The sequence below is a fragment of the Paraglaciecola sp. genome, from assembly GCF_039964565.1.
Classification (GTDB): Bacteria; Pseudomonadota; Gammaproteobacteria; order Enterobacterales; family Alteromonadaceae; genus Paraglaciecola.
Genome location: NZ_JBDVXF010000006.1, coordinates 312,471 through 335,747, shown reverse-complemented (window position 1 = coordinate 335,747; position 23,277 = coordinate 312,471). Strand labels below are relative to the sequence as shown.

The window sequence follows — 23,277 nt, the reverse complement described above, 5'->3', positions numbered from 1 at the left end:
CTAACAATTGATCGCTCAGCGAGATTTAAAATCACCTAATCAAGGTGCTCGAATGAAGCAATAGTTATTCTATTGTAAGTTCTAGCAACGCAGAGTAGGAGCTTTTAAACCTCGCCCAAAGGGAGAACACCAGCGACTTTCACTCTTCGTTCTAGTCCTTTGAAAGGGGGTAGCCATTCCTGCAGGACTACGCCTCGATGGAAAGTCGCTGGTGTTCTCTGAGTGACTAATTGATAAGATGAATTGGTATTAATGGAGTAAAAAACACAAAGAAAAACGGCGAGCATCATGCTCGCCGTTTCCTGAAAGAACTTAAAACTGTTTATTAAAAAAATTAGCTAAAAATTAAGCTAATGCGCCTTTAGCTGCATTGACTAACGCAACAAATGCATTTTTATCATGTACCGCTATGTCGGCTAAAATCTTACGATCGATTTCAACAGAGGCTTTCTTCAAACCATTGATGAAACGGCTGTAAGACAAACCATTTTGACGTGAAGCAGCATTTATACGTGCAATCCACAACTGACGGAATGTACGCTTTTTGTTGCGACGGTCACGGTATGCATATTGACCAGCTTTTGTTACTGCTTGAACAGCAACGCGATAAACTCGACTACGAGCTCCATAATAACCTTTGGCTTGTTTTAGTACCTTTTTATGTCGGGCACGTGCAACAACACCACGTTTTACTCTTGCCATTTTTTAGTCTCCTGTCTTAAACGTAAGGTAACATGCGTTGGATCAACGCAGTGTCGGCCACATGGACCAATTTTTTGCCACGTAAGTGACGTTTACGCTTAGAACTCTTCTTGGTCAATATGTGACGCAAGTGAGACTGTTTGCTCTTGAAGCGACCAGAAGCAGTTTTAATAAAACGCTTCCCAGCTCCACTGTGTGATTTCATTTTAGGCATTGCTAAAACTCCGCATTGTTAATAACTTTTCGTGTTGCAGACACTCAAAGTTTAAGTTACATGTTTAGCAGCAAGGTGAGAACGGGTGCAGATTCCGAACTACTTGTAGACCTTAACTACTTCTTAATTGGGGCAAGTACCATGATCATCTGACGACCTTCAACCCTATGAGGGAAAGATTCGCAGTTGGCAATGTCTTCCAAATCCGCGCGAACGCGTTTAAGTTGTTCAATGCCAATTTCTTGGTGTGCCATTTCACGTCCACGAAAACGTATCGTTACTTTGGCCTTGTCTCCCGCTTCTAGAAAGCGACGCAGGTTGCGCAGTTTTACCTGGTAATCGCCTTCATCAGTGCCAGGGCGAAATTTAATCTCCTTGACCTGAATTTGCTTCTGTTTTTTCTTTTGCTCTTTAAGTGTCTTGCTTTTTTCAAACAAGAACTTGCCGTAATCCATTACTTTACATACTGGCGGCTCAGCATTAGGGCTAATTTCAACCAAGTCTAAATTGGCTTGTTCGGCAACATCCATGGCTTCACTGATAGACACTACGCCTAACGGCTCACCCTCTTTTCCTACCAAACGTACTTCATTTAAAGTAATTTCTTCATTGATCCGAGCTTTATTCGAATCTTTAGCCTTCATGTTAGCGCTTTTAATATGTTATTCCTCCGCAAAATTAATCAGATATGTTTGTTGTCAACTTCTAACATGGCTTTGTCAATAAACGCGTCTATCGACATTTTCCCGAGGTCATCACCGTTACGTGAACGTACTGCAATTTCCCCACTTTCCATCTCTTTATCGCCAACAACAAGCAAATATGGGACACGCCTAAGCGTGTGCTCGCGGATCTTAAAGCCTATTTTCTCATTTCTCAAGTCCGACTTGACCCTAAATCCACTTTCTTTTAGTTTTTTCACCACTTTATTCGAATAATCCGCCTGTTTATCGGTAATATTCATCACAACCGCTTGTGTTGGAGCCAACCAAAGTGGGAAAAAGCCAGAATACTCTTCAATTAAAATTCCAATAAAGCGCTCTAACGATCCTAATACTGCTCTGTGGATCATAACTGGTACTTTACGTTCTCCATCTTCTGCTACATAAGCAGAACCTAAACGACCAGGCATTGAAAAATCGAGTTGCACCGTACCGCATTGCCAGGCTCTATCTAAACAGTCATATAAAGTAAACTCAATTTTAGGGCCATAAAACGCACCTTCACCGGGTAGATAACTAAATTCAATATCTTTTTGTTTTAACGCTTCAGCAAGTTCAGCCTCAGCTTTATCCCAAATTTCATCACTGCCTACTCTATTTTCGGGGCGAGTTGAAAGCTTAACGACTATTTTTTCAAATCCAAAGGTGCGGTATGCATCGTAAATCATGTCGATACAGCTGCCTACTTCTTCAAGAATTTGTTCTTCTGTACAAAATACGTGAGCATCATCCTGCGTAAACCCACGTACACGCATTAAACCATGTAAGCCACCAGAAGGTTCATTACGATGGCAACACCCAAATTCAGCCATACGCAGTGGTAAATCGCGATAAGATTTCAGACCTTGATTAAAAATTTGCACATGGCCTGGGCAGTTCATGGGTTTGATTGCATACTCGCGCTTTTCAGATTCGGTGGTAAACATAGCATCACCAAATTTGTCCCAATGGCCAGATTTTTCCCATAGGCTCCTGTCCATCATTAATGGACCTTTTACTTCACCATAATTGTATTCACTTAATTTAGAGCGTACAAACTTTTCAAGTTCCGTATAAATAGTCCAACCAGCATCATGCCAAAACACCATTCCCGGCGCTTCATCCTGAAAATGGAATAAATCTAGCGCTTTACCAATTTTACGGTGATCACGCTTTTCAGCTTCTTCTAGGCGATTCAAATAGGCTTTAAGTTGCTTTTTATCCGCCCAAGCTGTGCCATAAATTCGTTGCAACATTTTGTTGTCGCTGTCACCACGCCAATAGGCTCCGGCGACTTTCATTAGTTTAAAGTGCTGACAAAACTTCATGTTTGGTACATGAGGACCACGACACATATCTGTATATTCTTCGTGATGATACAAAGCGGGTTTATCGTCTTTAGCTATGTTCTCATCAAGAATTTGAATTTTGTAAGTCTCTCCGCGAGCTTCAAAGGTGTCTCTGGCCTCTTGCCAAGTCACCACTTTTTTAACCACGTCGTAATTAGTTTTGGCTAGCTGCAACATACGCTTTTCGATTTGCACAAGATCTTCATCATTTAATGAATGTTCCATGTCGATGTCGTAATAAAAGCCGTTATCGATGGTAGGGCCAATTGCCATTTTTACATCTGGATAAAGTTGCTTAATGGCATGACCGATTAAGTGAGCGCAAGAGTGGCGAATAATTTCTAAACCATCTTCATCTTTGGCGGTTATAATTTGCACCATCGCATCGTTTTCAATCAGATCATGAGCGTCAACGCGCACACCATCTACTTTGCCAGCTATGGTGGCTTTTGCTAAACCAGGGCCAATATCCGTGGCTATATCAAAAACTGAAACTGCATTTTCAAATTGGCGTTGGCTGCCATCGGGAAGAGTAATTACGGGCATATCAAAATCCTTATGCAGTGGTGACACCTACCAAGCGCCACATGCGAATGTTTAGAGTCGGTTCTATTTACATGAACCGATAAATAAAAATAAAAAACACCCAAAAAAGGGTGCTTTGAAAAAAGATGCTCTGCTACCATCAGAACAATAACGAGTATTATAACGAATTAAGGTTTAGTGATGCAACGCATAGCAACAAAAACTACTGTTATCATTGTGGTTTTATTAGGTTTATTTATCAGTTTTGCCAGCAGTGCAAATGATTGGAAACTTGAAAAACAACAAAATGCAGTCAGTATTTACAGCAAGTCCACTGATTCAGGTTACAAAGAGATCAAAGTTGCCACCGTAGTCGAATCCAATCCCCATGCATTAATTGCCCTGTTTAACGATGTGTCATTTTCCTCACAGTGGATCCATAATTGTATTGAAGTAAAGACGTTACAAGAAGTTTCACCTACACAACGTTTGGTGAATACATTTTTTGAGGCACCTTGGCCTGTAAAAGACCGAGATATGGTTACCCTATCTACCATTACTACTTCGAAGCTTGGGGTTCAAATAGAAATATCTGACAGAGGTGATGCAATTCCACAACACGCAAAATTTGTTCGCATGCAAAATATGCGTGGATTATGGGAAGCGATTTCATTAGAAGATGGAAAAAGCGAAATTACCTACACTGGAGGAGGTAACCCAGGAGGTAACCTACCCGCTTTTATCGCGAATAAAGAATTGATTACATCCATGTTCAATACCTTTCAAAACTTGAGAAAAGTGATTGTACTAGAACAATTCCAGCCAATAATCCCGCCTACCTCAGCTGATTAACTCAGGTAAAATAAAGTCGAAGGCCCATTCTAATGGGGCATTTTTATAAAATCTTGGGTTTCAAAATATACGGATTCAAGAGAACCACAAGTGCTCAATAATTTGATCAGTGTCTTTCATCGGACTCGAATGTTTTAATGTCTATCGTATGTTCACAACTACCCCTGCCTGACATCATGAGAATATGGTCAAAACTCGGTGCAATTTGAATCTGGTGAATCACAAGACTGCTTCCATTATCTAACGCGACTATGTCATATTGTTTTTTTAAACTGGCTAGAGGGAAATCTTTTAACATTCTTAAATACACTTGTTTACCCAAAGTGATCTCAATATTTTCAAAATTTAAACTACCTCCACGTTCAAAATGACCATTATAAACATCTACATTTATCGACATTGCTTCCCCTCTAATCAAACGTTGAAGATTAAACAGCTCAGGTTTTATCGTCACCATTTCTGCGCTTTTCACCAGATTAACTAGAGGAGAATATTGCGTTTCAATTTGATAGATAATTTGCGCGTTGTGAGGTTTTCTGTATAGCGGCAAGTGGGATGCGTACAAGGTCGTTCCTTTGTTAAATAGCACCATGCCATGAATTCCTACATAGCCGTGTTCTAAAGAATCCTGCAGGGCAGACCGATGCTCATGCGCATTAACCGGTAAGGTAATCAACACAACTAGCAAAACGTACAACTGTATGAAACGAACCATGCTAAATCTTAAATGAGTATAAACGCCACAATTATACGTGTTTGTTATGCAATGAAAATAATTAGCTATTTAGATAGCGAAAGAAATAAATTTCGAAATACACCGAGATTAATTACTGATTAATATAATAACTTCTTTTTAGAGAACTTAATCAACCATACAAGTTTGATACTTACACCATAATTAGCTGATAAGACGTCTAAAAAGGATTGAATATGTGGCACTTTATAAGTGAACAAATCAGCGAAAGTATTCAACAAGATTTTATCTGTGACGATATTCGCGAAATTAAGGCTGGAGACAGCCATAAATCTTACAAAATATCAGATGGTAAACAGCGCTTTTTCGTCAAAACCAATGAAAAACATCAATTATCTAACTTTGACGCTGAACGAGAAGGCTTAGACCACATAAGTCACACCCAACTGTTCAAAGTGCCTAAGGTGATATGTTCAGGTTTAGTGTCGAGTCATAGCTACTTAGTTTTAGAATATATCACTATCACACAAGGTGACGATTCTAGCTGGTTTCAATTTGGTGAAGCATTAGCAAAAATGCATAGCAATCACACTCAACAAATGTATGGATGGCAAGAAGACAATTTTATTGGATTAACTCCGCAGTCGAACCTTTGGCATAAAAAATGGAATTGTTTTTTTGCTGAACAACGTATTGGATTTATGCTGCAGTTATTATCAGAGAAAGGTATTGCACTCGCGAACATAGAAAGCGTAGTAGAATCAGTCAAAAATTTACTCTTAGGTCATAAACCACAGTCGTCTATGCTCCATGGTGACCTGTGGCAAGGAAATACGGGGTTTCACTCAAAAAAGCCAGTAATTTACGACCCCGCATTCTATTTTGGTGATCGTGAAACAGATTTAGCCATGACCGAATTATTTGGGCGTTTTCCAGAACATTTCTACGCCGGTTATTCAAGTATCTGGCCTTTAGACGAGGGCTATCACTATCGAAAACCAATTTACCAGCTATATCATGTATTAAATCACGCCTTACTGTTTGGCGGTCAATATATAGATAGCGCGAAAATCACCTTAAAGAATCTAGACAGCTAAAACGAAAGTCAGTTATTGATTCCTTTGCGCGCTGCACTATTCTTTAGCGGCTTTCTTTTATATCCTTAGCTTTTGATACTTCAAGTTAGAATAAAATGGAAAACCAAGTCACCCTGATTACCGGCGGCGCCAAAAGAATTGGCGCACATACAGCAAAATACCTACATTCGTTTGGTTCTAATATTGTTGTTCACTGCAACGAATCACGAATGGAAGCAGAAACATTATGTAGTGAACTCAATCAAATCAGAGCAAAATCCGCAATGCTAGTGCAAGGTGACCTTTCTGATATGTCCAACATTGAACGTATCGGACAACAAGCTATCGATTCATTTGGGCGCTTAGATGTGTTGGTCAACAATGCATCTGCCTTTTATGCCACTCCCTTTGGTTCAATTACCACTAAAGACTGGCAAAACCTAGTCGGCAGTAATATGCAGGGCCCATTATTTTTGTCTCAATATTGTACCCAAGCGTTAAAACAAAACTCCGGCGTTATTATCAACATGGTAGATATCCACGCATTTAGCCCATTAAAAGACCATACCCTTTATTGTATGGCGAAAGCGGCCCTCGTCACTATGACGCAATCTTTAGCAATGGAGTTAGCTCCTGAAATACGTGTAAACGGAGTCGCCCCAGGCGCTATTTTATGGCCCGAAATGCAAATCAACGAAGAGGATAAACAACAAATTTTGAGTCAAGTACCCGCGCAACGTTTAGGTACTCTGCATGAAATAGCTCATACAATAAAATATCTGATTGAAGCCTCGTATGTGTCTGGACAAATCATCGCCGTTGACGGAGGACGTAGCATCTCTTCATATACTAAAGGTTAATACTTGTGCGCTGCCTTTCGTTCATATTGCTTGTGATGACTTTAGTTTTGGGATGTGAAAACAGTCATCTTCTGAAACATCAAATACACGATTATCAAGAGCGTATGGCTCGAGTCTTGGATGTAGAAAAACCGGACAAACTCACAATTAGTTTGGCCCCCTATCCGCCTCTCAGAGAGCTAAAGCAAAACATTCCCGACACGACAATAAAGTTATTTGAGTTTTACGAATTTAAACACTGTGAACTATATTCACTCGTTGCGCAGCGCAATACATCCCTCGGCAATCTGCAGTTACCTTCGACTCGATATGTTTATGAACGGCAATTAATCGATGCATTACAACAATGCCTAGACAACACTCTAAATCCAAACTTAAGAGAAAAATTAGCGAATTGGAAACAAATCAAAATCCAACAACTTCCAAAGGTTTGGGCAAACTTGATGCAGTTGAGCATTGAAATAAAACAAGGATTAAGTGCCAATTATGGATTGGTAAAAGGAAATGAACAGGATGGCTTAATACAAAGCATCAACGCATTAAATTTCTTGCTACATATTAATGAAAACAATCAGCTCGATAACGCAACATTAGAACAACATTTGAAAGTTTTAAAAAATAACTCACTACCAGCCAAATTGTGGCTAAGCCAATTAACACTATCAAACAACCTAAATCACAATACATTATGGCTAAAACAACACACTAAAAATTTGAAATGTACCAGAGGCAAATCAAAACAAAAATTAGAATATCTGACAAACGTGTTTCAGCGGTATTTCATCGAAAAAATTCAACCTGTTGCCAGTCAAATGAATCACTACCAATATCAACTAAGCCCTATTTTTGAAACAATCTCGACACACCCAGATTTATCACCCAGCCTAAAAGATTATATCCAAAACGCTAACCAACAGGGTTATGAAAACTATAAGGAAGCAATGAAGCAACATATTCTATTTTGGCAACAACTATTCAAACGTTGCGACAAACAACCAGGAAAACCAAGCGATAACATTTAATTTGCAGGTTAATCATGCAGAAAATGAGCATGCCAGTTTTTAAAATGAGTAAGTTAAAACCATGCTTTGTACAATTGCTGTACGATCAATCAATATAATCAAAAAAGGACTTGCAGATAGATAGTCTCGTCGTTATTATACGCGCCGCTTCAAAGCATCAGGCTTTAAAGCAAAGTTAGTAATTAATACAACCGTAGCTCAGCTGGTTAGAGCACCACCTTGACATGGTGGGGGTCGGTGGTTCGAGTCCACTCGGTTGTACCAATTCTAATGGCCTTCAGCTATTTAATTAAAAACCAATCCCGCAAACATAAAAAGTAAACACAAGTTAACTTTCAATTTTATTTTGAGACGTTAATCCCCCTCGAAATGATTTTGCAAGTTAAGGGAAGCGTTGTTGGCAAAATATAAGTTATCCAAACATATCAGAATAATGGATTCACTCCCCCGCAATGGTGGCGGCAAGGTCATGAAACATCAGCTTAAAGCACTTGTTTAATCGTAGAAAATTGAGTTAATGAATATTAAACTAGTTTAGTAACCTAGTAAGATGGAATGCCAAATTAGATGCACGCACAACAGCCTTACGATAGTTTTAAGGATTAAATAAAACGTTGTCGTCCCTATCCAATCTAGTTGCACTAAGATTGAGTGCCTGTTTAACTTTTTCTAGACGCTTATCATCTATAAAACCAAAAGGTACTTCTGAAGAAGCAATATTCTCGAGTAACCTAATAATTTCCGACAACGTCTGCTTGCTAACCTGAGAGTATTCCTGATTGTTAGCTAAAGGAAAAGATTTAGGCCAACTCCCGTTTTTCTGTTGTGTTATCAACAGATAATCTAAACCACGTATAAATGCTGCCCGATATTTAAACGTCTCGGCACTTTCAGATTGTCGAGAGACAGGCACAGGAGGAACCTTATTTAAAGTTTTAAATTTAGGCGTACCCGTTGCATAAGCCACCTTAGCAAGGTACCTCAATGGAAGAGTTATGCCATCTTGTTCTATTGAATTTGCGAGTTTACTGGCACTGTCAGGAATATCGCGTTTTGAGGTTGGTGGGCGCGTTAGGTCAACTTGCTTAGGCCAAGCTCCCTGATAGGATTGATATTGAATAAGACTATTAGCAATTGTTTTTGCTTCTGCTGTAGCAAACCATGAATAATGATTACTTAACAACCCTTTATCCCATTTTTTGACGGGTCTAATTCCAGGTATAAATGGTTCAGCAAGAAACCCTTCAATCATCATGGCAATGTCATTATGAGACCTCTCTGAGGAAGTAAAGCCTATTATGCTGATATGCTCGTTACCACTCATTCCCTTTACGGCATATTTGTGCTCCGCTCCGGTTCGTCCAAATCCGTATAAATCCATATTATGCGCATTTCCCTGTAGAAATTGACGATGGTTCTCGTTAGGCGCATCATCATCGGGCGTTTTTGCAAAAAATAGCACGTCCTTTACCTTTGGATCGCCAATGTAAATCCATTCTGGGGTCAAATCATAAAACTCACCAGCAACGGTTGGAATGCGTCGCACTCCATCTGAAGATACAAAATAGTCTTCCTCATCAGCCGTTCCTCCAGCCACGGTTTCTAATAGAAAGTTATATTCCTTATTACTTGATTCAAGCACTTCAATTGCCACTCTATCTGCAAGAAAGTGATATCGGAAAGTAAAATCATTATTACTCGACTCTAAAATCACTGAGTCGCCTTCCCTAACGTTATTTAAAATCCTTGTAGTGGACCCACTGTCACGTCCAGCATGTCCAAAATTACCAACACTGTTTGGAAAACCTCGATATTCCCCCTTTGGCCCAGGCGGAAGATATGAGGCTATCCAATCATTTCCTTGAGAGTCTATAAAACTTTTAAACCCTGAAACGCCATTATCTTTCTCAAAATACACTGTGCCCATAGTCATCTCAATTTTATAACAATGTGCACCGTGCCAAACAACTTCACTCAGTTTTACCTCTTGACTAACAGAGAAAAAAGGAAAAAAAAGTATTTGAAGACAGAGTAAGGATAAAAAAATACGAGTCATTAGACAAAGACCTCTAACAAAACTAAAGGCATCAATTAAGATTTCACAATAAACTTATTTTTGATCAATAGTGTATTCTTTCTTAAACAATACCCGAACCATTACCACCACTATTAGGCCGTTCAACACCTGCTTGTTTGCGGTAACCAGATTTACGGTATACAGCTATGGGATCAATAGCTCCACCTCTACGTAAACGTGCCATCTCCAATATTGGTGACACATCTGTAGTAAATGCTTTTTTCAATGTATTGCTACACATAAGTGCATCATTCTCAGTTTGATATTCCGTCAACTTCGTTCGGTCGACAATCAACGCAGAAACATAAGAACGCTGTACGCTTGCCGCTGAATTCATCAAACTTTCAATTGGATCTGTCACGTTATGTGATTGATCTAACATATAGTTTGGACCAAAGCCTTCTTGGTTGCGGTATTCTGCATCCACAAGTTCGTTAAAGATAAGAAATTGCTGATAAGGGTGTAAACTGCCGCTGTCTAGATCATCATCACCATATTTACTGTCATTAAAGTGAAAGCCACCCAATTTTTTAAATTGAATCAAACGAGAAACAATCATTTCGATATTGACATTGGGAGCATGGTGTCCCAAATCAACCAATGACTTAGCTTGAGGGCCCAATTCCATTGCCGCAAGGATATTACTACCCCAATCTTGGATGATCGTAGAATAAAAAGCAGGTTCAAACATTTTATGTTCGATATGCAATTCCCAATCACTAGGTAACCCAGCGTAAATGGTTTTCATGCTTTCTAAATACCGCTCAAAAGCATGTTGAAAATGTTGTTGTCCTGGGTGGTTTGAGCCATCTCCAACCCAAACAGTCAAGGTTTTCGAACCCAATGCTTTTCCATATTCAATACAATCAAGATTGTGTTTGATGGCTAAATCACGAGATGCAGCACTAGTATTGCTCAAACTACCATATTTAAAACTATGCTCTTGATTAGGTTGGTCTTGAAACGTATTTGAGTTAATTGAATCCCATTTCAAACCTAATTCATCTGAAGCCCTTTTTAATTCAGAGAAATCATCGACTTTATCCCAAGGAAAATGTGGAGATACACGTTCTGTACATTGAGATAGGTCATTGATAACTGCGCTATCTTCCAATTTTTCCCATATATTACGGGGCTCACCTATGCCAGGAAAACGGGCAAAACGCGTTCCGCCTGTTCCCGTTCCCCAAGAAGGAACGGCAACCTGAAAGCCTTCCGCTTTCGCAGTTATATCGTCAATATTAATGTTCTCTCGAGCGAGTTTGTTACCAAGGGCCGCATAGTCTTCTTGTAAAAAACCCTCAAGCTTTGCATTTTGCTCTGCAATTAAGCCTTTATCGATACGTTGTGTCATGCTTATCTACCTAATTTATCTGTTTAGCGTAAAAACGCTTCGTGTAAACCACCATCTACACTAATAATTTGTCCCGTTGTTTTACTTAACTGACCTGAAATCAATAAATAGGCAGCTTCAGCTTGATCGGCTGGCGTAATGGGTTGTTTGGTCAAGGTACGCTGTGCATAAAATATAGCTAATTTATCACGTAACTCATCGTCAGAATCTGTTGCAGTAAATTTAACATTGTATTTAGTCAACGAGGCAATCACTCGATCCCGTGGGAACATGGTACTCCCCTTAACCACTGTTGCAGGCGCTAACCCATTGACGTTAACTAAAGGAGACAGTTCCACCGCCAACTCACGAATTAAGTGATTAGCTGCGGCTTTTGATGTGTCGTAAGCCAATGAGCCTTTCTTAACTACGGTGGCGTTTACACTGCTAGTTAAGACCATTGCGCCTTGTAATTTCTGTGCATTCCAAATGTAATTTGCTTCGGTCGCGACAATATAACCACCTTTAACATTCACCGCAAAACTAAGGTCAAACATCTCATCGTTACTCATTCCCGATTGACCCGGAGCTAAAAATACCCCAGCAGTGACGATAACATTGTCGATCCCACCGTAGGCTAGAACAACTTGCTCAAACATCTTTTTTACACTGTCACGGTCAGTAATATTAACATCATGTGCGATTATCGAACCACAGCCTGAAATACCACTACCAGCCACTCCAATACCTTGACCATATATTGCTGTTAATTCATCGGCTGTTTGTTGAGCCGCTTCAAAGCGTAAATCGGCACACACTACATGCGCCCCTTCTCGGGCTACCCGAAAAGCGGTTTCTTTACCAATTCCGTCACCGGCACCAATAATGACTACCACATTACGTGCTAATGGCGCTTCGGCTGGCATACGTTGTAATTTTGCTTCTTCTAATGCCCAATATTCTATATCAAAGGCTTCTTGTTGAGGTAAAGCAGTGTATTCACTAATCGCTTCTGCGCCGCGCATTACCTCTATAGCGCAGTTGTAAAATTCGGTTGTAACACGAGACTCACTCTTATTTTTACCCCAACCAATAATACCCACTCCTGGAATGAGAATAACAGTCGGGCTTGGGTCACGCATAGGAGGAGAATCATCACGTTTACAGTTGTTATAATATTGTGCATATTCTACTCGGTACTGCTTAATGCCTGCTTTGAGTTTTTCTACTAATGTGTCGAAATCATCTTGTTGAGGGTTAAAATCAACATAAAGAGGCTGAATTTTAGTACGCAAAAAATGATCTGGGCATGACGTACCTAATTTTGCCAAACGTGGCGCATCTACACTATTAACAAAACGCAGTGCAGTTTCATCTGACTGTACGGTTGCAATAAATTTCACTTTGTTCGACAAAATTCCACGGGCTACAGGCAAAAACTTAGTGAGTAACGCAGTACGTGCATCGTCTGATAAACTGGTGACTTTTTCCCCACCAAAGGTGTGCTCACCTTTGTCATGTTCTTCAATAAAACGAGCAGCTGTTTCTATAACCCATAATGACGTTTCATAACAACTTTTACTTTCAGTACTCCAATTAGTATGACCATGTTGTCCCAACAGAATTCCCACACTATCTGGCTTTTCAGCGTAAGCTTCTTCGCAGACTTTCGCTGCTTCCCATCCTGGTCGCATCCAAGGGACATACGCCATTTTTCCACCCCATACTTTTTCGGTAAGGGCTTCTTGGTCTTTACATGATGCAATAGCGATGACTGCATTCGGATGCAAATGATCAACATGTTTATCGGCAATCATAGAGTGTAAGGGGGTATCAATTGACGAGGCGCGAGGATTAAGACAAAAATTGCAGTGCTTGTACATACCAATCATGGCATCTTCACCGGCTTGTTTATAACCTTTATCATCACGGGCTTGGTAGGTATCGTCCAATGCGGTTAATTTATCTTGATATAAAGAAGAGAAATTTTCAATTTTGGCAGTCCGTAAATCACCACCAGAACCTTTAACCCATAATACCTGTACTTTCTCTCCCGTTAACGGATCAGTTTCCATTAATTTTGCAGAAGTGTTTCCCCCGCCCGTATTAGTAATACGCTGATCAGCACCCAATAGATTTGACCTATAAACTAAATTTTCTAGATCAGTAAGCGGCTCGGCAATTTTATTACTCCAAAGGTAACTAACGTGTTTAAATTCTTCTTTTTTGTATTTCATATTATGCCTACATTTGATTCTTTAAATTTAAGAAAATTGCCAGCCATCCAAAACGGGTAAAAACTGATTAAAAAACGCAATATATATTCCAATTGTTTTTAATATCTCATACGAAACCCATACAGTCAATCATGATAAATCAATTTCAATCATAAAAGGTCACACGATAATAAAACAAACCAGAAATTGAACTGTTTCATTAAAAATAGTAGTGTGAAGATCCCGTACAGAAATGTCGCAAACTTAGGAAATGATTGTTGATTTCATTATGTGCTAACAGCATATTCGAGCCATTTTTTTTGATATTCAAACAGCGCCCCTAAAGCGGTCTTATTGACGCCTTTCACCTCAATACTGCACTCAGAATTATGCCGTGAAGTTAAATATCCAACCCCTTTTACCGTTCCGGTCGAATCCTGAGATAGCAATACTTGTTGCGGCTCTCTCAATTGACCTAATACTGCGCAAAGCAAGTCGTTTTTAAGGAATGCACCTTCGATATATATACTTCCTTCTGCACCTAACATTTCAAGTTGATAGTCAATCATTAACGCGCAATAAAGTGTGGCTAACGCGATACCACTTACTTGGCCGACATCTCCAATAAATTGGCCTTTCCTGTCACCGAAAGGTCCACTCCCCCCAGTAAATCCGGGGATGACAAAAACATTTAGATCAATAACTTTCTGTAAATCATTTTCATCGAACGACGCCTCTAGGGTTGACCCTGTTTGTTCGCATATAAATTCAAACTCACGCCCCCCCATAAACCGTGCACACGCAACGGGAGAGCCCATCGCATCAATATTAGCTAGCATGTCTTTGTTAGGATTTAGATTGTCTAACGGTGTTTTTGAAGCCATCAAAATAGTCCAAGTCCCTGTGGATATAACAGTAAAAGGTGACGTTTCTTGGGCCAGCCGATAACGTAAAAAGCTGGCGTTACTATCATGGATACCATTAAAGAACCTGCAATCAGGACTCAACTTTAGTTCCTCAACTAATTCAGGCAAAAGGACTCCACAATCAAACCCCGCGGGTTTAATGGGGGGTAATAAATTTCGGATTGCTAAGGTGTCGACTAACGAAGAGTATTCGCCGTTTTTTGTTGACCATAAATCAGTATGACAACCTAAGGAGGTGATTTCTGAATACAACTTCCCAGTAAATCGCCATCCCCAATATTGGGGATACATCATAATGTCTGAGACATTCATAAAGTCTTTCGGAAACATACTTTTAAGCCAAAAAAGCTGTCTACCCAAATTCAGTCCTGCTGGCAAATCAGGGGAAAAGGTTTCATTAAAGCCTGGTCGTAAGGCCGCATATTCCCTATTACAAGATGATATTCCTTGGTACTCGTAATCTAAAACTGGAAATACCAATCCATCATTACTAGCTGTGTGACGATTGATCAAGGCAGCTGTTGCACCATGAGTGGTAATGCTTATAGAGGAAATTAGATAAATCTCTGAAACGGCTTTAATTCCGTCTATTAGCCAATTCCAAATATAGGTAACATTGAAACTTGGATACTCCCCTTTTGTATCTACAACGTTCTGTGTTTGCTTAGACAATATCGACTGCAAATTACCGTCTAAAACATGTAATTTGATGTGAGTCTTTCCAATATCAATTACCAATAAATATTTTGTTATTTCATCAACCACTACTATTCGCTTCTATAATCACGCCTGAATAACATCAGACAAACATTTGAAATCAAATTTCAATCATTATGAATCATTTAAAATCAACAATACTAAAGTATAGATTTAGATTGGATTAAAAACACACCCAAAACGTATCGTATTTATCCTTTTAGCCCTATCAGGATTTCATCTACAGGTTCTTTTCTAATATTTCTTTGGCTCGCAAAACACCAAGTTCTGGACTAGAAAAAACGGGGGAACTTAACGCACCGTCTGGCAGGCCAGCTAATACTCTGGCCATAGATGCTTGAGCGAGAACGATAGCGTCAACTCCCTTCATCCCCACAGTTAAACCTTCAGAAACGATAAGATCGTGTGTGTCACCATCCCCTGCCATAATCGCTTCAAATGCACCTTCACATAAGTATTCAACCACTTCTATCTCTGTCGATTGTTCAGCGGCTACAGTTCGAACTAAGTCAACTGTTGGCTTAAGTGTGGTGGACAAGGTTGCTACTACACCAATTCGATTACCAGATTGAATCGCGTTTTCTGCCATGGGGCGGTCGACCCTTAATACTGGTTTGTCATATAATTGTGCAGCTAAATCAACTGCTGGCCCGATTGACGAACACGTAACAAGGACTGCATCTGCCCCAGCTTCAAAACAAGAGCCAACCATTGAAATAAGTCGTCTCATGGAAGATTTCTCAAGGTACCCTTTTGCAATCGTATTTTTTATTAGGCTTTCGTCAACATAATGGAAAATGCGCACGTCAGGCATAATACGAGCAGTTAATTCATTAAAAAGCGGACTCAGAGTTGGTGAAGTATGAATAAGCGCTAGTGTGGTCAAAATTTTTTTTCCTTTAATATAAATATATTTCGTAATATGAGTGGTATGGCTCTTTATCCCAAGACAATAGTGAAGGCTAAAGACATTGAAATTGCCTCCGACTATCTATGGCTATAAGAGCATCGCCTTGTTTCAATTGATTGAATGAGCCCGTTATTCGATGAGTCGCCCACAGCGAACAGATTCGAAGAAGTTGAGGCCACCCATCTGTCCTCCTTTGAGCACCATTTCTAGTCCATCAATAGCTTCATTCTGTGAGTGTATTCGCACTAAAGGGGCGCCTACCTCAATTGGTGCTACCCATGTAATCGCATCAGCATCAAGTTGCGCAACACCATGACTGGAAGTATCACCTCCTGCGAATAGGATGCGTCTTAACCCTGTATTTAGAATAACGGCTTTGGTTATTCTTCCTAGTGCCTTTCCAAGACTATCTCCAGCGGCCTCAATTGATACGTCTAAAGGTCCATCTGCAGAATGAATAATGCAGCTTTTTCCCCTAGTAATGGAAGCAAGAGATAATTCTATTAGGCGTTGCTCTTCTTCGACATCGCCTCGTAACAACGCACTAACATCGACCAAATGGGCATCGTAACCTTTCTCGTTTGCCAAGGAAGTTTGTTTCGCGGTCACAGGCGAACAGCTGCCGCTTACAACGAGCAATTGTTTCACTTCTTCTACAACCCCAGAGGTTTGTTTCTTATTAACTCTTGATTCTTCATGCCATTTAGAAACGAGCGCCCGAGTCACGCCAGAGCTACCAACAGTAAATCGAATATCGTTATCTACAATAAGGGCTCCTGTTGTTCGCAAGTCTTCCATCGACACACCGTCAAACAGAACAGCTTTTGAATCGGTTTTTGCATAATCAAACGTGGCATGAATTTGATCAGTTTTTAGTTTATCCAAAGAAAAAAGCGATACTGCAGAGCGGGTTTGAGTCTGAAGATGACGAATAAGATCCGCCTCGAACATTGGCGTGACAGGATGTCGAGACATCGTAGGATGACGGTCAATACGCAGGATGTCTTCGCCAATTTTAGCAAAAAGATTACCAAACGCTACATAGCGACCTAAATGAGGAGCCGCAACCACTATTGCAGCAGGGTGGCCGAACAAATCAATGCCAATTTCCATCGCTTTACCAATCGAACCAACCTCAGGGCTACTATCAAAGGTAGAGCATGTTTTATAGTGAATAATATTGGCATCGTGTAACGCCCTAAATTTCGAAGGTAGGTTGTCCTCCATCCATTGTGGAGAACGACTTCGGCTATCCCCAGCAATACCTATGGCTTGCACATCTTTAAAACGTGCTCGAAGTGCCTTATCTGGCTCGCGCAAAAATAATACTGCGTCAATCCCCCCCTCAGCTAACTGCTCTAGCACATCGGTTGAGCCGGTGAAATCATCGCCATAATACGCGTAAAGCAAGCTCACCTTTTCACTCCCAACGCAGCCGCTAATTCAGGCTGTCCTATTGCGGCTTCATGGGCAAGAACACCAGACACAGCGGCCTCCCATGCTTGCATAAGTGATGTCACTCCAGCGGCTGGTCCCATAGGATGCGCTAAAATTCCGCCACCAGCTGCATACATCAGATCGGTGGTCCCCATCGCAGCATAAGTTTTTGCCACTTGATGAACTGATTGCCCTGATGAAAATACCGGCATTATTTCACAACCAATTGCTGGTTTATCGAACATCGGGGTTAAACATTCTTGTGCTGAGGCAATAACACTATCGTTCTCTTCGCAAAATTTATTATCCAACCCATTAACATGGGTGTGATCAATGCCCGCAAGTCGCCAAAGTTTTTGGTAAGCAATAAAACTCATACCAATGGCTGGGGATCGTCCTAACATCCCCCACCCATTGCGATGTCCATGAATAGGCAATTGGGAATGAGCCCGTAAAACTTTCAGTGCTGGTAAACCAATAGAATTTAGACTCGCCATTATGCAAGTGCCACCTTCAGCTAACACCAAATCATGTCGCGCTAGCATTTCGTCAATTTCACCGGTCAGGTTAGCCGCATACATTACCATTTTTCCAGTTTTATCCCGATGCTCTCGAATAACCTTCATTACAGCTTTAACACGTTTATCGAATGGGCAATGTGGTCCATCTGATTGCAATTCGTCATCTTTAATGAAGTCAACTCCCGATGCCAATAAAACCTTTACCTGCTCTGCTGTAGCCTCAGGTGAAAAACCGACGCTAGGTTTAATAATGGTACCAATTATTGGTCGGTTGTAGACACCCGCGAGCTTACGTGTCCCAGCTACACCAAATTGCGGACCTTGATATTTATCAAGAAATATACTGGGGAGTTTGATATCAAGTAATTTCAAGCCTGAAAAAGCTTTTAGTTCTGACAAATTCCCGGCAATGGTTGCCAAAAGATTCGGTAGTGATAGTCCAAAATTGGCTATCGGCCAAGATAGCGTCACACGCGCCGTCCTGCGAATTGTATTACCATTTTTTGGTAACCCTGAACCAGGTAAAGAAGGTGAGCTCACCTGACCAAGTTCAATAATTTCTTCTACTCTCGCTGCGTATGCTTCACGCAATTCATCCGTTTCACCAGGTACCCTAACGAAAGTTCCTGTGGATTGTTCTCCGGCCATTGTAGCCGCAGCATCTTGTAACCCAAATGCAGTTTCTATCCAATAAGACGCTGTAATACGTTCTGTCATCATGCTGTTTTAAAGTACGAAGCGTACTCCTCACTAGTTACGTTGATATGAGGGGGTAATACCTAAACACCCATCGAAATTTATTTGATATAACTCTTGTGATAAAAACAGAGCTGAAAATCCATTTTTTGTTGAGCTGTAAGTCAATTTTCCAGCTACAAAATATCCCCTTTGTTACCCAGTACAATCTAAACAAGTCATACACAGTCATTCCAAAAAGAAGAAATGAGTGCCTTACAACACTCATTTCAATTTTCACTCTACAACTGATTAAAAGGTAGCGGTGAAACCAGCATAGAATCGGCGTCCAACTGCGTCGTAGATACCCGAGTCAGTATTTTGTTGCCAACTACCGCCATCCATATTTCCGTAGATTATCTGTGGTGACTCGTCGGTTAAGTTTTTGATACCAAGTGACACATTATAATTTTCATTAAAATCATAACTAACGCGAGTATCGATAGTTAAATACCCATCCACATCAAAATAACTGCTTTGCACATCATCACCAAAAACTCCTTGGTACCATTCATCATCATAAGTCCACGCACCAAAATAACGCGTAGTTACATTGAGCTTTAATGGTCCTTGAGTCCAATTAATGGCCCCGTAAATCTTATTTTCAGGATTCTTAGTTTCGCCAACAGAATCTTTAGGCACTTCGCCTGCGAGGGGTATGGAGATATCCTCCAATAGATGACTCCAACTTACCGATAAAGCGATATCCCCACCAGCAAGTTCGGTTGAGTAATTCGCTGTAAAGTCAACTCCTTTAGTTGATGCACCACCACTGTTGATATTTTGACGGCGGATTTCAGATACCGAGCCCGCATTGGTTTGGTCGCCAGAAACCGTGCTACGGTCAATTAAGTCACAGAAGTTTTGCTGACTCTCTACGTAACATTTGGACAAAATCACATTATTTGACGTAAAGGCAATCGCATCATCAATAGTGATATCATAATAATCAACTGTTACAACAAGGTCTCTAGATGGAGAATAGACAGCACCCAAGGTGTAAGTTGTCGCGGTTTCTTCCTGGATATTAGGGTTACTTGATTCTTTAATTAGCACACCGGCAGTGTCAGAATTGGTAAACACTACTGAGCCATTTTCGGCGATGTTAGTATTTATACCTGCTTCCGCTCGGCAATTATCATCAGCAGTACCCACAGATGTTGCTGTTACACCGTTACAAGGGTCATTAATCGAAGACACGCCAACTTTTGCAGGTCTATATAAGTCTTTGATATTAGGAGCACGAACGGCTTCGGCATATACCGCTCGAAAACGCAATGAATCAGTTGGAGACCATTCAAGCCCAAAATTATAAGCTGAAGCCGAACCGATCGTTGAATAATCAGCTGCACGCGCCGCTAGATTTAGATTTAGCGAATCAAGCAGGGGAACCGCAGTTTCACCATAAACCTCAAACACGTCATATTCACCAACGGTATCATTTGCTTGGGTATAGCCGTTTTGTTGATTGTTGGTTAAAGCGTCAAAAATGTGTTCCGTGCTTTCCTCGCGATATTCAGCACCAAATGCTACATCCATGCCGCCTGCAGGTAATTCAAACACAGTACCTGACACATTAGCTGCTAATGTTTGCATATCTTGGGTTGAACGTTGAACCATTTTAGTGCGTGAATACGCTAACATTTCCTCCGTAATTGTACCCGCACCGAACATATTCATTGCAACACAGCCATTCGCTCGTGCTTGTGCACGAGTACAAACTGCATCAGTTGTATCGCCGTCACCATCAAAATCATACACATCTGTTATTGCATTTAATGCGTCTTCAATATTAGAGCCGTGAAAGAGGTTATCCATTGTCGTTGAAAGATTTGACCGGCTATAGGAATAATTCGCATCATATGACCAATCTTCACCAATATAACCCTCAGCCCCCATTACAACGCGAAAAAGATCACGGTCAATGGGTGAAGTACGACCACCAAATTCGACTAAACGCCTTGCTATGGTCACATCTTTAAGACCATCACCATCGGTATCAATCGCCTCATCGAATACTTCTTGGGGTAAAAATGGATTATTAACCATTGTCATATTCCCCGAACCATCATAAACACGATGTTCAATTGGTAAGTTAGCCCCAATACCAATATTTTGTCTATGCGCCCAAAATGGAACAGGTTCACTATAGGATTTGGAGTTTACCTGGCCATAATTAGTATCCAAATAAACCGTCATATCATCATTAACTTCATAGTCAGCATGCAGCGCGAAAGTCAAGCGATTAACCGGTGAAGCCAAAGATTGATAAGGGGCGTTATCCATGCGGATCAACTCTGAACTTGGTAATGCATTACCATTTGGGTCGAAAGTATAAGAGCCAACTTGTCCGGCTGGAGCATGCCCTGAAAAAGCATCTAAACGCTCATAAAGTCTAGTTGGATCTTTAGCAGCCACCCCAGCACTTTGACTGGCAACTGCGGTAAATTCTCTATCACTAGCTAACATCGCGCCTTGTTGAGTCCAACCTAAGTTAAACATGACATTGCCGCGATCATTATCAAAATTTTGACCTGCAGTTAAATCAAGTTTGAGTTGTGAATCATCGCCTTCTTGCGACTGGCCAGCCTGAGTATTGAAAATAAAGCCTTCAAAATTTTTCTTATAAATAAGATTAACCACACCCGCGATAGCATCAGAACCATAAACCGCAGAAGCACCACCAGTAAGCACTTCAATCCGGTCAACAAAACCGGTTGGAACCATGGCCAAATCAACCTGTGTAGTACCTGGGATACCTGATACCATACGCTTACCATCTACTAACACTAACGTACGGTCAGCCCCCAAACCTCTTAAGTTTACTGTCGCAGTACCTGCACTAACATTGTTACTAGCTGAGCTTGCACGACTTGAACCAGGCGCGCCAAAAGCGGGATTAAGCTGCAAAGCTTCTTGAACATTAATTACCGCTTGTTCTTCCAATACAGCAGCATCTATAGTTTGCAATGGACTAGCCGCAGTAGCGTCAGAGCTTTTAATCCGACTCCCTGTAACGACAATCAATTCAACATTATTTTCTTCAGCTGAATCTTCATTTGATTCTTGCGCTATAACAGCCCCCCCAAAAAATAAAGAAGAGGATACGCCAACTGCAACTGCCGTCCGCAACGGACATTTTTTAAATATTTTCATATGTTTTCCCGTTTCACTATTATTTTACATTTAGTTTTTTTATTCGATTTAAAGCAATTTATTTCACTTTATAAATTGTTCCAAATTACGTATTCAAAAGGTCATATGATTCCGTTTCAAACCAGCAGAATACTTAGCCTTTATATCTAGTTAACCACCTATCCATATAACAACCATTATAAATTAACTCATTAACAATCAATTTACAACTACAAATAATCAGAATACGTCTTTTATTTTCATAGATAGTCACGATAACCAAAATAACAGCCCGACTAAACAGGGTTAACACTTGCTGCTGACTCCATTCTGCCTACACTTTCACAGAGTTTTGCTCCAAAAATTTAAATTAATAAGAGGTAACGATCACGTTTTTAGAGCAAAAAATTGTAGATTCTATTAAGCGTATAATGGGCGAATAACACAATGAACATAGAAGTGCTTAAAATTCCGACAGGCCCATCCCACACCTATCATAGAAAGAAATTTACCGCTCTAAAATTCACTTTAATTTCCAAATACTCTGTAAAGCGTTTCATACACATCAGTGTTGCAAAAGCTAATTAACCGTAGGTTACCTCAGTAGGTTAGGCGACATTGGAACTCACCAAGTGACAGCTGGAGACTTATTATGACCATTAATGATTGAACGCATACTGATTACTCTGTATCATTATTGTTAAATTTGTGAAATTAGAGGGTGAGGCACTGACAGAATGGCACAATTAAGTCGACGAAAATTTATAGCTAACTTGAGCTTATTATTGGGCACCTCCTTATCCCCATTTGGGATAAGGGCATTAGCAGCATCAAGCACGTACCTCTCAGATAATAAGAAGAGATTTCTCACTTCAAACCAAAGATTAATGTTATCTAAAATAGCGGACATTATTATTCCAGACACAGATACTCCAGGTGCAAGAAAAGCCGGGGTTCCAGAATATATTGAACACATGTTGTTCAATCTACTTTCAAAGCAAGACTCTGAAAAATGGCTATTTGAATTCAATACCTTCAATAAAAAAGTGGGTGGTTTTAATCATCTATCTGCTCGTATGCAACTTAATGCTGTCACTCGACTAGATGACAACCTAGGTAGTGATGATTTTTATAAAAAGTTAAAAGAACTAACCGTTATTGGATATTACACCTCTGAAATTGGAGCCAGTATAGAACTTCAATACGATCCAGTACCTGGCCCTTATCAAGAAATGCCCTTGGCAGTCATTGGCCGAGCTTGGTCATAAAGGACAC

General features: G+C 40.4%; 18 protein-coding genes and 1 tRNA gene. 6 read left to right on the top strand and 13 right to left on the bottom strand.

Going from position 1 to position 23,277, the window contains the following annotated elements:
• Positions 1–345: 345 nt before the first annotated feature.
• The 4 genes from rplT to thrS form a co-directional block, all read right to left on the bottom strand.
• Positions 346–702 (bottom strand): 50S ribosomal protein L20, encoded by a 357-nt coding sequence (gene rplT, locus ABJK37_RS04265; RefSeq protein WP_007636426.1) that lies wholly within the window; start codon positions 700–702, stop codon positions 346–348.
• Positions 703–718: 16 nt separating this feature from the next.
• Positions 719–916: a 50S ribosomal protein L35 gene (rpmI, locus tag ABJK37_RS04260; RefSeq protein ID WP_215931732.1), complete on the bottom strand. Its 198-nt coding sequence runs from the start codon at positions 914–916 to the stop codon at positions 719–721.
• 116 nt (positions 917–1,032) lie between these two features.
• Positions 1,033–1,560: a translation initiation factor IF-3 gene (gene infC / locus ABJK37_RS04255; protein ID WP_215931734.1), complete on the bottom strand. Its 528-nt coding sequence runs from the start codon at positions 1,558–1,560 to the stop codon at positions 1,033–1,035.
• 38 nt (positions 1,561–1,598) lie between these two features.
• On the bottom strand, positions 1,599–3,512 hold the full coding sequence (gene thrS / locus ABJK37_RS04250; protein ID WP_348350459.1) for a threonine--tRNA ligase: 1,914 nt from the start codon (positions 3,510–3,512) through the stop codon (positions 1,599–1,601).
• Positions 3,513–3,692: 180 nt separating this feature from the next.
• Between thrS and ABJK37_RS04245 the strand changes: the two genes are divergently transcribed.
• Positions 3,693–4,343 carry an START domain-containing protein gene (locus ABJK37_RS04245; protein WP_348350457.1) on the top strand — a complete coding sequence of 217 codons (651 nt, stop codon included), beginning with the start codon at positions 3,693–3,695 and terminating at the stop codon, positions 4,341–4,343.
• Positions 4,344–4,449: 106 nt separating this feature from the next.
• On the opposite strand, the gene ABJK37_RS04240 is transcribed toward ABJK37_RS04245, so the two are convergent.
• Positions 4,450–5,058, bottom strand: coding sequence for a hypothetical protein (locus ABJK37_RS04240; RefSeq protein ID WP_348350455.1), 609 nt, complete (start codon positions 5,056–5,058; stop codon positions 4,450–4,452).
• Between the two features lie 215 nt (positions 5,059–5,273).
• Between ABJK37_RS04240 and ABJK37_RS04235 the strand changes: the two genes are divergently transcribed.
• The 4 genes from ABJK37_RS04235 to ABJK37_RS04220 all read left to right on the top strand — a co-directional run bounded on the left by ABJK37_RS04235 (position 5,274) and on the right by ABJK37_RS04220 (position 8,259).
• Positions 5,274–6,134 (top strand): fructosamine kinase family protein, encoded by an 861-nt coding sequence (locus tag ABJK37_RS04235; protein WP_348350453.1) that lies wholly within the window; start codon positions 5,274–5,276, stop codon positions 6,132–6,134.
• A 95-nt stretch (positions 6,135–6,229) separates the two neighbouring features.
• Positions 6,230–6,973 carry a pteridine reductase gene (locus ABJK37_RS04230; protein WP_348350451.1) on the top strand — a complete coding sequence of 248 codons (744 nt, stop codon included), beginning with the start codon at positions 6,230–6,232 and terminating at the stop codon, positions 6,971–6,973.
• Between the two features lie 35 nt (positions 6,974–7,008).
• The gene (locus ABJK37_RS04225) at positions 7,009–7,995 is read left to right on the top strand and encodes a DUF3080 domain-containing protein (protein ID WP_348350449.1); all 987 of its coding nucleotides are present in this window, start codon (positions 7,009–7,011) and stop codon (positions 7,993–7,995) included.
• 187 nt (positions 7,996–8,182) lie between these two features.
• Positions 8,183–8,259 (top strand) — tRNA-Val (locus ABJK37_RS04220).
• Positions 8,260–8,590: 331 nt separating this feature from the next.
• Here the strand turns inward: ABJK37_RS04220 and ABJK37_RS04215 are convergent.
• The 8 genes from ABJK37_RS04215 to ABJK37_RS04180 all read right to left on the bottom strand — a co-directional run bounded on the left by ABJK37_RS04215 (position 8,591) and on the right by ABJK37_RS04180 (position 22,023).
• Positions 8,591–10,051, bottom strand: a complete 1,461-nt coding sequence (locus ABJK37_RS04215; RefSeq protein ID WP_348350447.1) for a pectate lyase — start codon at positions 10,049–10,051, stop codon at positions 8,591–8,593.
• Between the two features lie 82 nt (positions 10,052–10,133).
• Positions 10,134–11,426, bottom strand: coding sequence for an L-rhamnose catabolism isomerase (rhaI, locus tag ABJK37_RS04210; protein WP_348350445.1), 1,293 nt, complete (start codon positions 11,424–11,426; stop codon positions 10,134–10,136).
• Positions 11,427–11,449: 23 nt separating this feature from the next.
• A complete protein-coding gene (locus tag ABJK37_RS04205) occupies positions 11,450–13,642 on the bottom strand; it encodes a bifunctional rhamnulose-1-phosphate aldolase/short-chain dehydrogenase (protein ID WP_348350443.1) in 2,193 nt (730 codons plus the stop codon).
• A gap of 266 nt (positions 13,643–13,908) precedes the next feature.
• Entirely contained in the window at positions 13,909–15,312 is a 1,404-nt protein-coding gene (locus ABJK37_RS04200; protein ID WP_348350441.1) for an FGGY family carbohydrate kinase, read from the bottom strand.
• A gap of 172 nt (positions 15,313–15,484) precedes the next feature.
• On the bottom strand, positions 15,485–16,150 hold the full coding sequence (locus ABJK37_RS04195) for an aspartate/glutamate racemase family protein (protein WP_348350439.1): 666 nt from the start codon (positions 16,148–16,150) through the stop codon (positions 15,485–15,487).
• A gap of 153 nt (positions 16,151–16,303) precedes the next feature.
• Complete coding sequence (locus tag ABJK37_RS04190; RefSeq protein WP_348350437.1) at positions 16,304–17,590, bottom strand: four-carbon acid sugar kinase family protein; 1,287 nt, start codon at positions 17,588–17,590, stop codon at positions 16,304–16,306.
• The gene (locus tag ABJK37_RS04185; RefSeq protein WP_348350435.1) at positions 17,587–18,849 is read right to left on the bottom strand and encodes a ribulose-bisphosphate carboxylase large subunit family protein; all 1,263 of its coding nucleotides are present in this window, start codon (positions 18,847–18,849) and stop codon (positions 17,587–17,589) included. The genes ABJK37_RS04190 and ABJK37_RS04185 overlap by 4 nt, the downstream gene beginning before the upstream one ends.
• Before the next feature lie 270 nt (positions 18,850–19,119).
• Positions 19,120–22,023, bottom strand: coding sequence for a TonB-dependent receptor (locus tag ABJK37_RS04180; protein ID WP_348350433.1), 2,904 nt, complete (start codon positions 22,021–22,023; stop codon positions 19,120–19,122).
• 866 nt (positions 22,024–22,889) lie between these two features.
• On the opposite strand from ABJK37_RS04180, the gene ABJK37_RS04175 reads away from it, so the two are divergent.
• The gene (locus tag ABJK37_RS04175) at positions 22,890–23,270 is read left to right on the top strand and encodes a gluconate 2-dehydrogenase subunit 3 family protein (protein ID WP_348350431.1); all 381 of its coding nucleotides are present in this window, start codon (positions 22,890–22,892) and stop codon (positions 23,268–23,270) included.
• Positions 23,271–23,277 lie beyond the last annotated feature (7 nt).

Bases quoted from the DNA above. Each gene is read 5' to 3' on its own strand.
- ABJK37_RS04185 (WP_348350435.1), bottom strand. From the start codon at position 18,849: ATGACAGAACGTATTACAGCGTCTTATTGGATAGAAACTGCATTTGGG.
- ABJK37_RS04245 (WP_348350457.1), top strand. From the start codon at position 3,693: ATGCAACGCATAGCAACAAAAACTACTGTTATCATTGTGGTTTTATTA.
- ABJK37_RS04230 (WP_348350451.1), top strand. From the start codon at position 6,230: ATGGAAAACCAAGTCACCCTGATTACCGGCGGCGCCAAAAGAATTGGC.
- thrS (WP_348350459.1), bottom strand. From the start codon at position 3,512: ATGCCCGTAATTACTCTTCCCGATGGCAGCCAACGCCAATTTGAAAAT.
- ABJK37_RS04225 (WP_348350449.1), top strand. From the start codon at position 7,009: ATGACTTTAGTTTTGGGATGTGAAAACAGTCATCTTCTGAAACATCAA.
- ABJK37_RS04240 (WP_348350455.1), bottom strand. From the start codon at position 5,058: ATGGTTCGTTTCATACAGTTGTACGTTTTGCTAGTTGTGTTGATTACC.
- rplT (WP_007636426.1), bottom strand. From the start codon at position 702: ATGGCAAGAGTAAAACGTGGTGTTGTTGCACGTGCCCGACATAAAAAG.
- ABJK37_RS04215 (WP_348350447.1), bottom strand. From the start codon at position 10,051: ATGACTCGTATTTTTTTATCCTTACTCTGTCTTCAAATACTTTTTTTT.
- ABJK37_RS04180 (WP_348350433.1), bottom strand. From the start codon at position 22,023: ATGAAAATATTTAAAAAATGTCCGTTGCGGACGGCAGTTGCAGTTGGC.
- rhaI (WP_348350445.1), bottom strand. From the start codon at position 11,426: ATGACACAACGTATCGATAAAGGCTTAATTGCAGAGCAAAATGCAAAG.
- rpmI (WP_215931732.1), bottom strand. From the start codon at position 916: ATGCCTAAAATGAAATCACACAGTGGAGCTGGGAAGCGTTTTATTAAA.
- ABJK37_RS04175 (WP_348350431.1), top strand. From the start codon at position 22,890: ATGTTATCTAAAATAGCGGACATTATTATTCCAGACACAGATACTCCA.
- infC (WP_215931734.1), bottom strand. From the start codon at position 1,560: ATGAAGGCTAAAGATTCGAATAAAGCTCGGATCAATGAAGAAATTACT.
- ABJK37_RS04205 (WP_348350443.1), bottom strand. From the start codon at position 13,642: ATGAAATACAAAAAAGAAGAATTTAAACACGTTAGTTACCTTTGGAGT.
- ABJK37_RS04235 (WP_348350453.1), top strand. From the start codon at position 5,274: ATGTGGCACTTTATAAGTGAACAAATCAGCGAAAGTATTCAACAAGAT.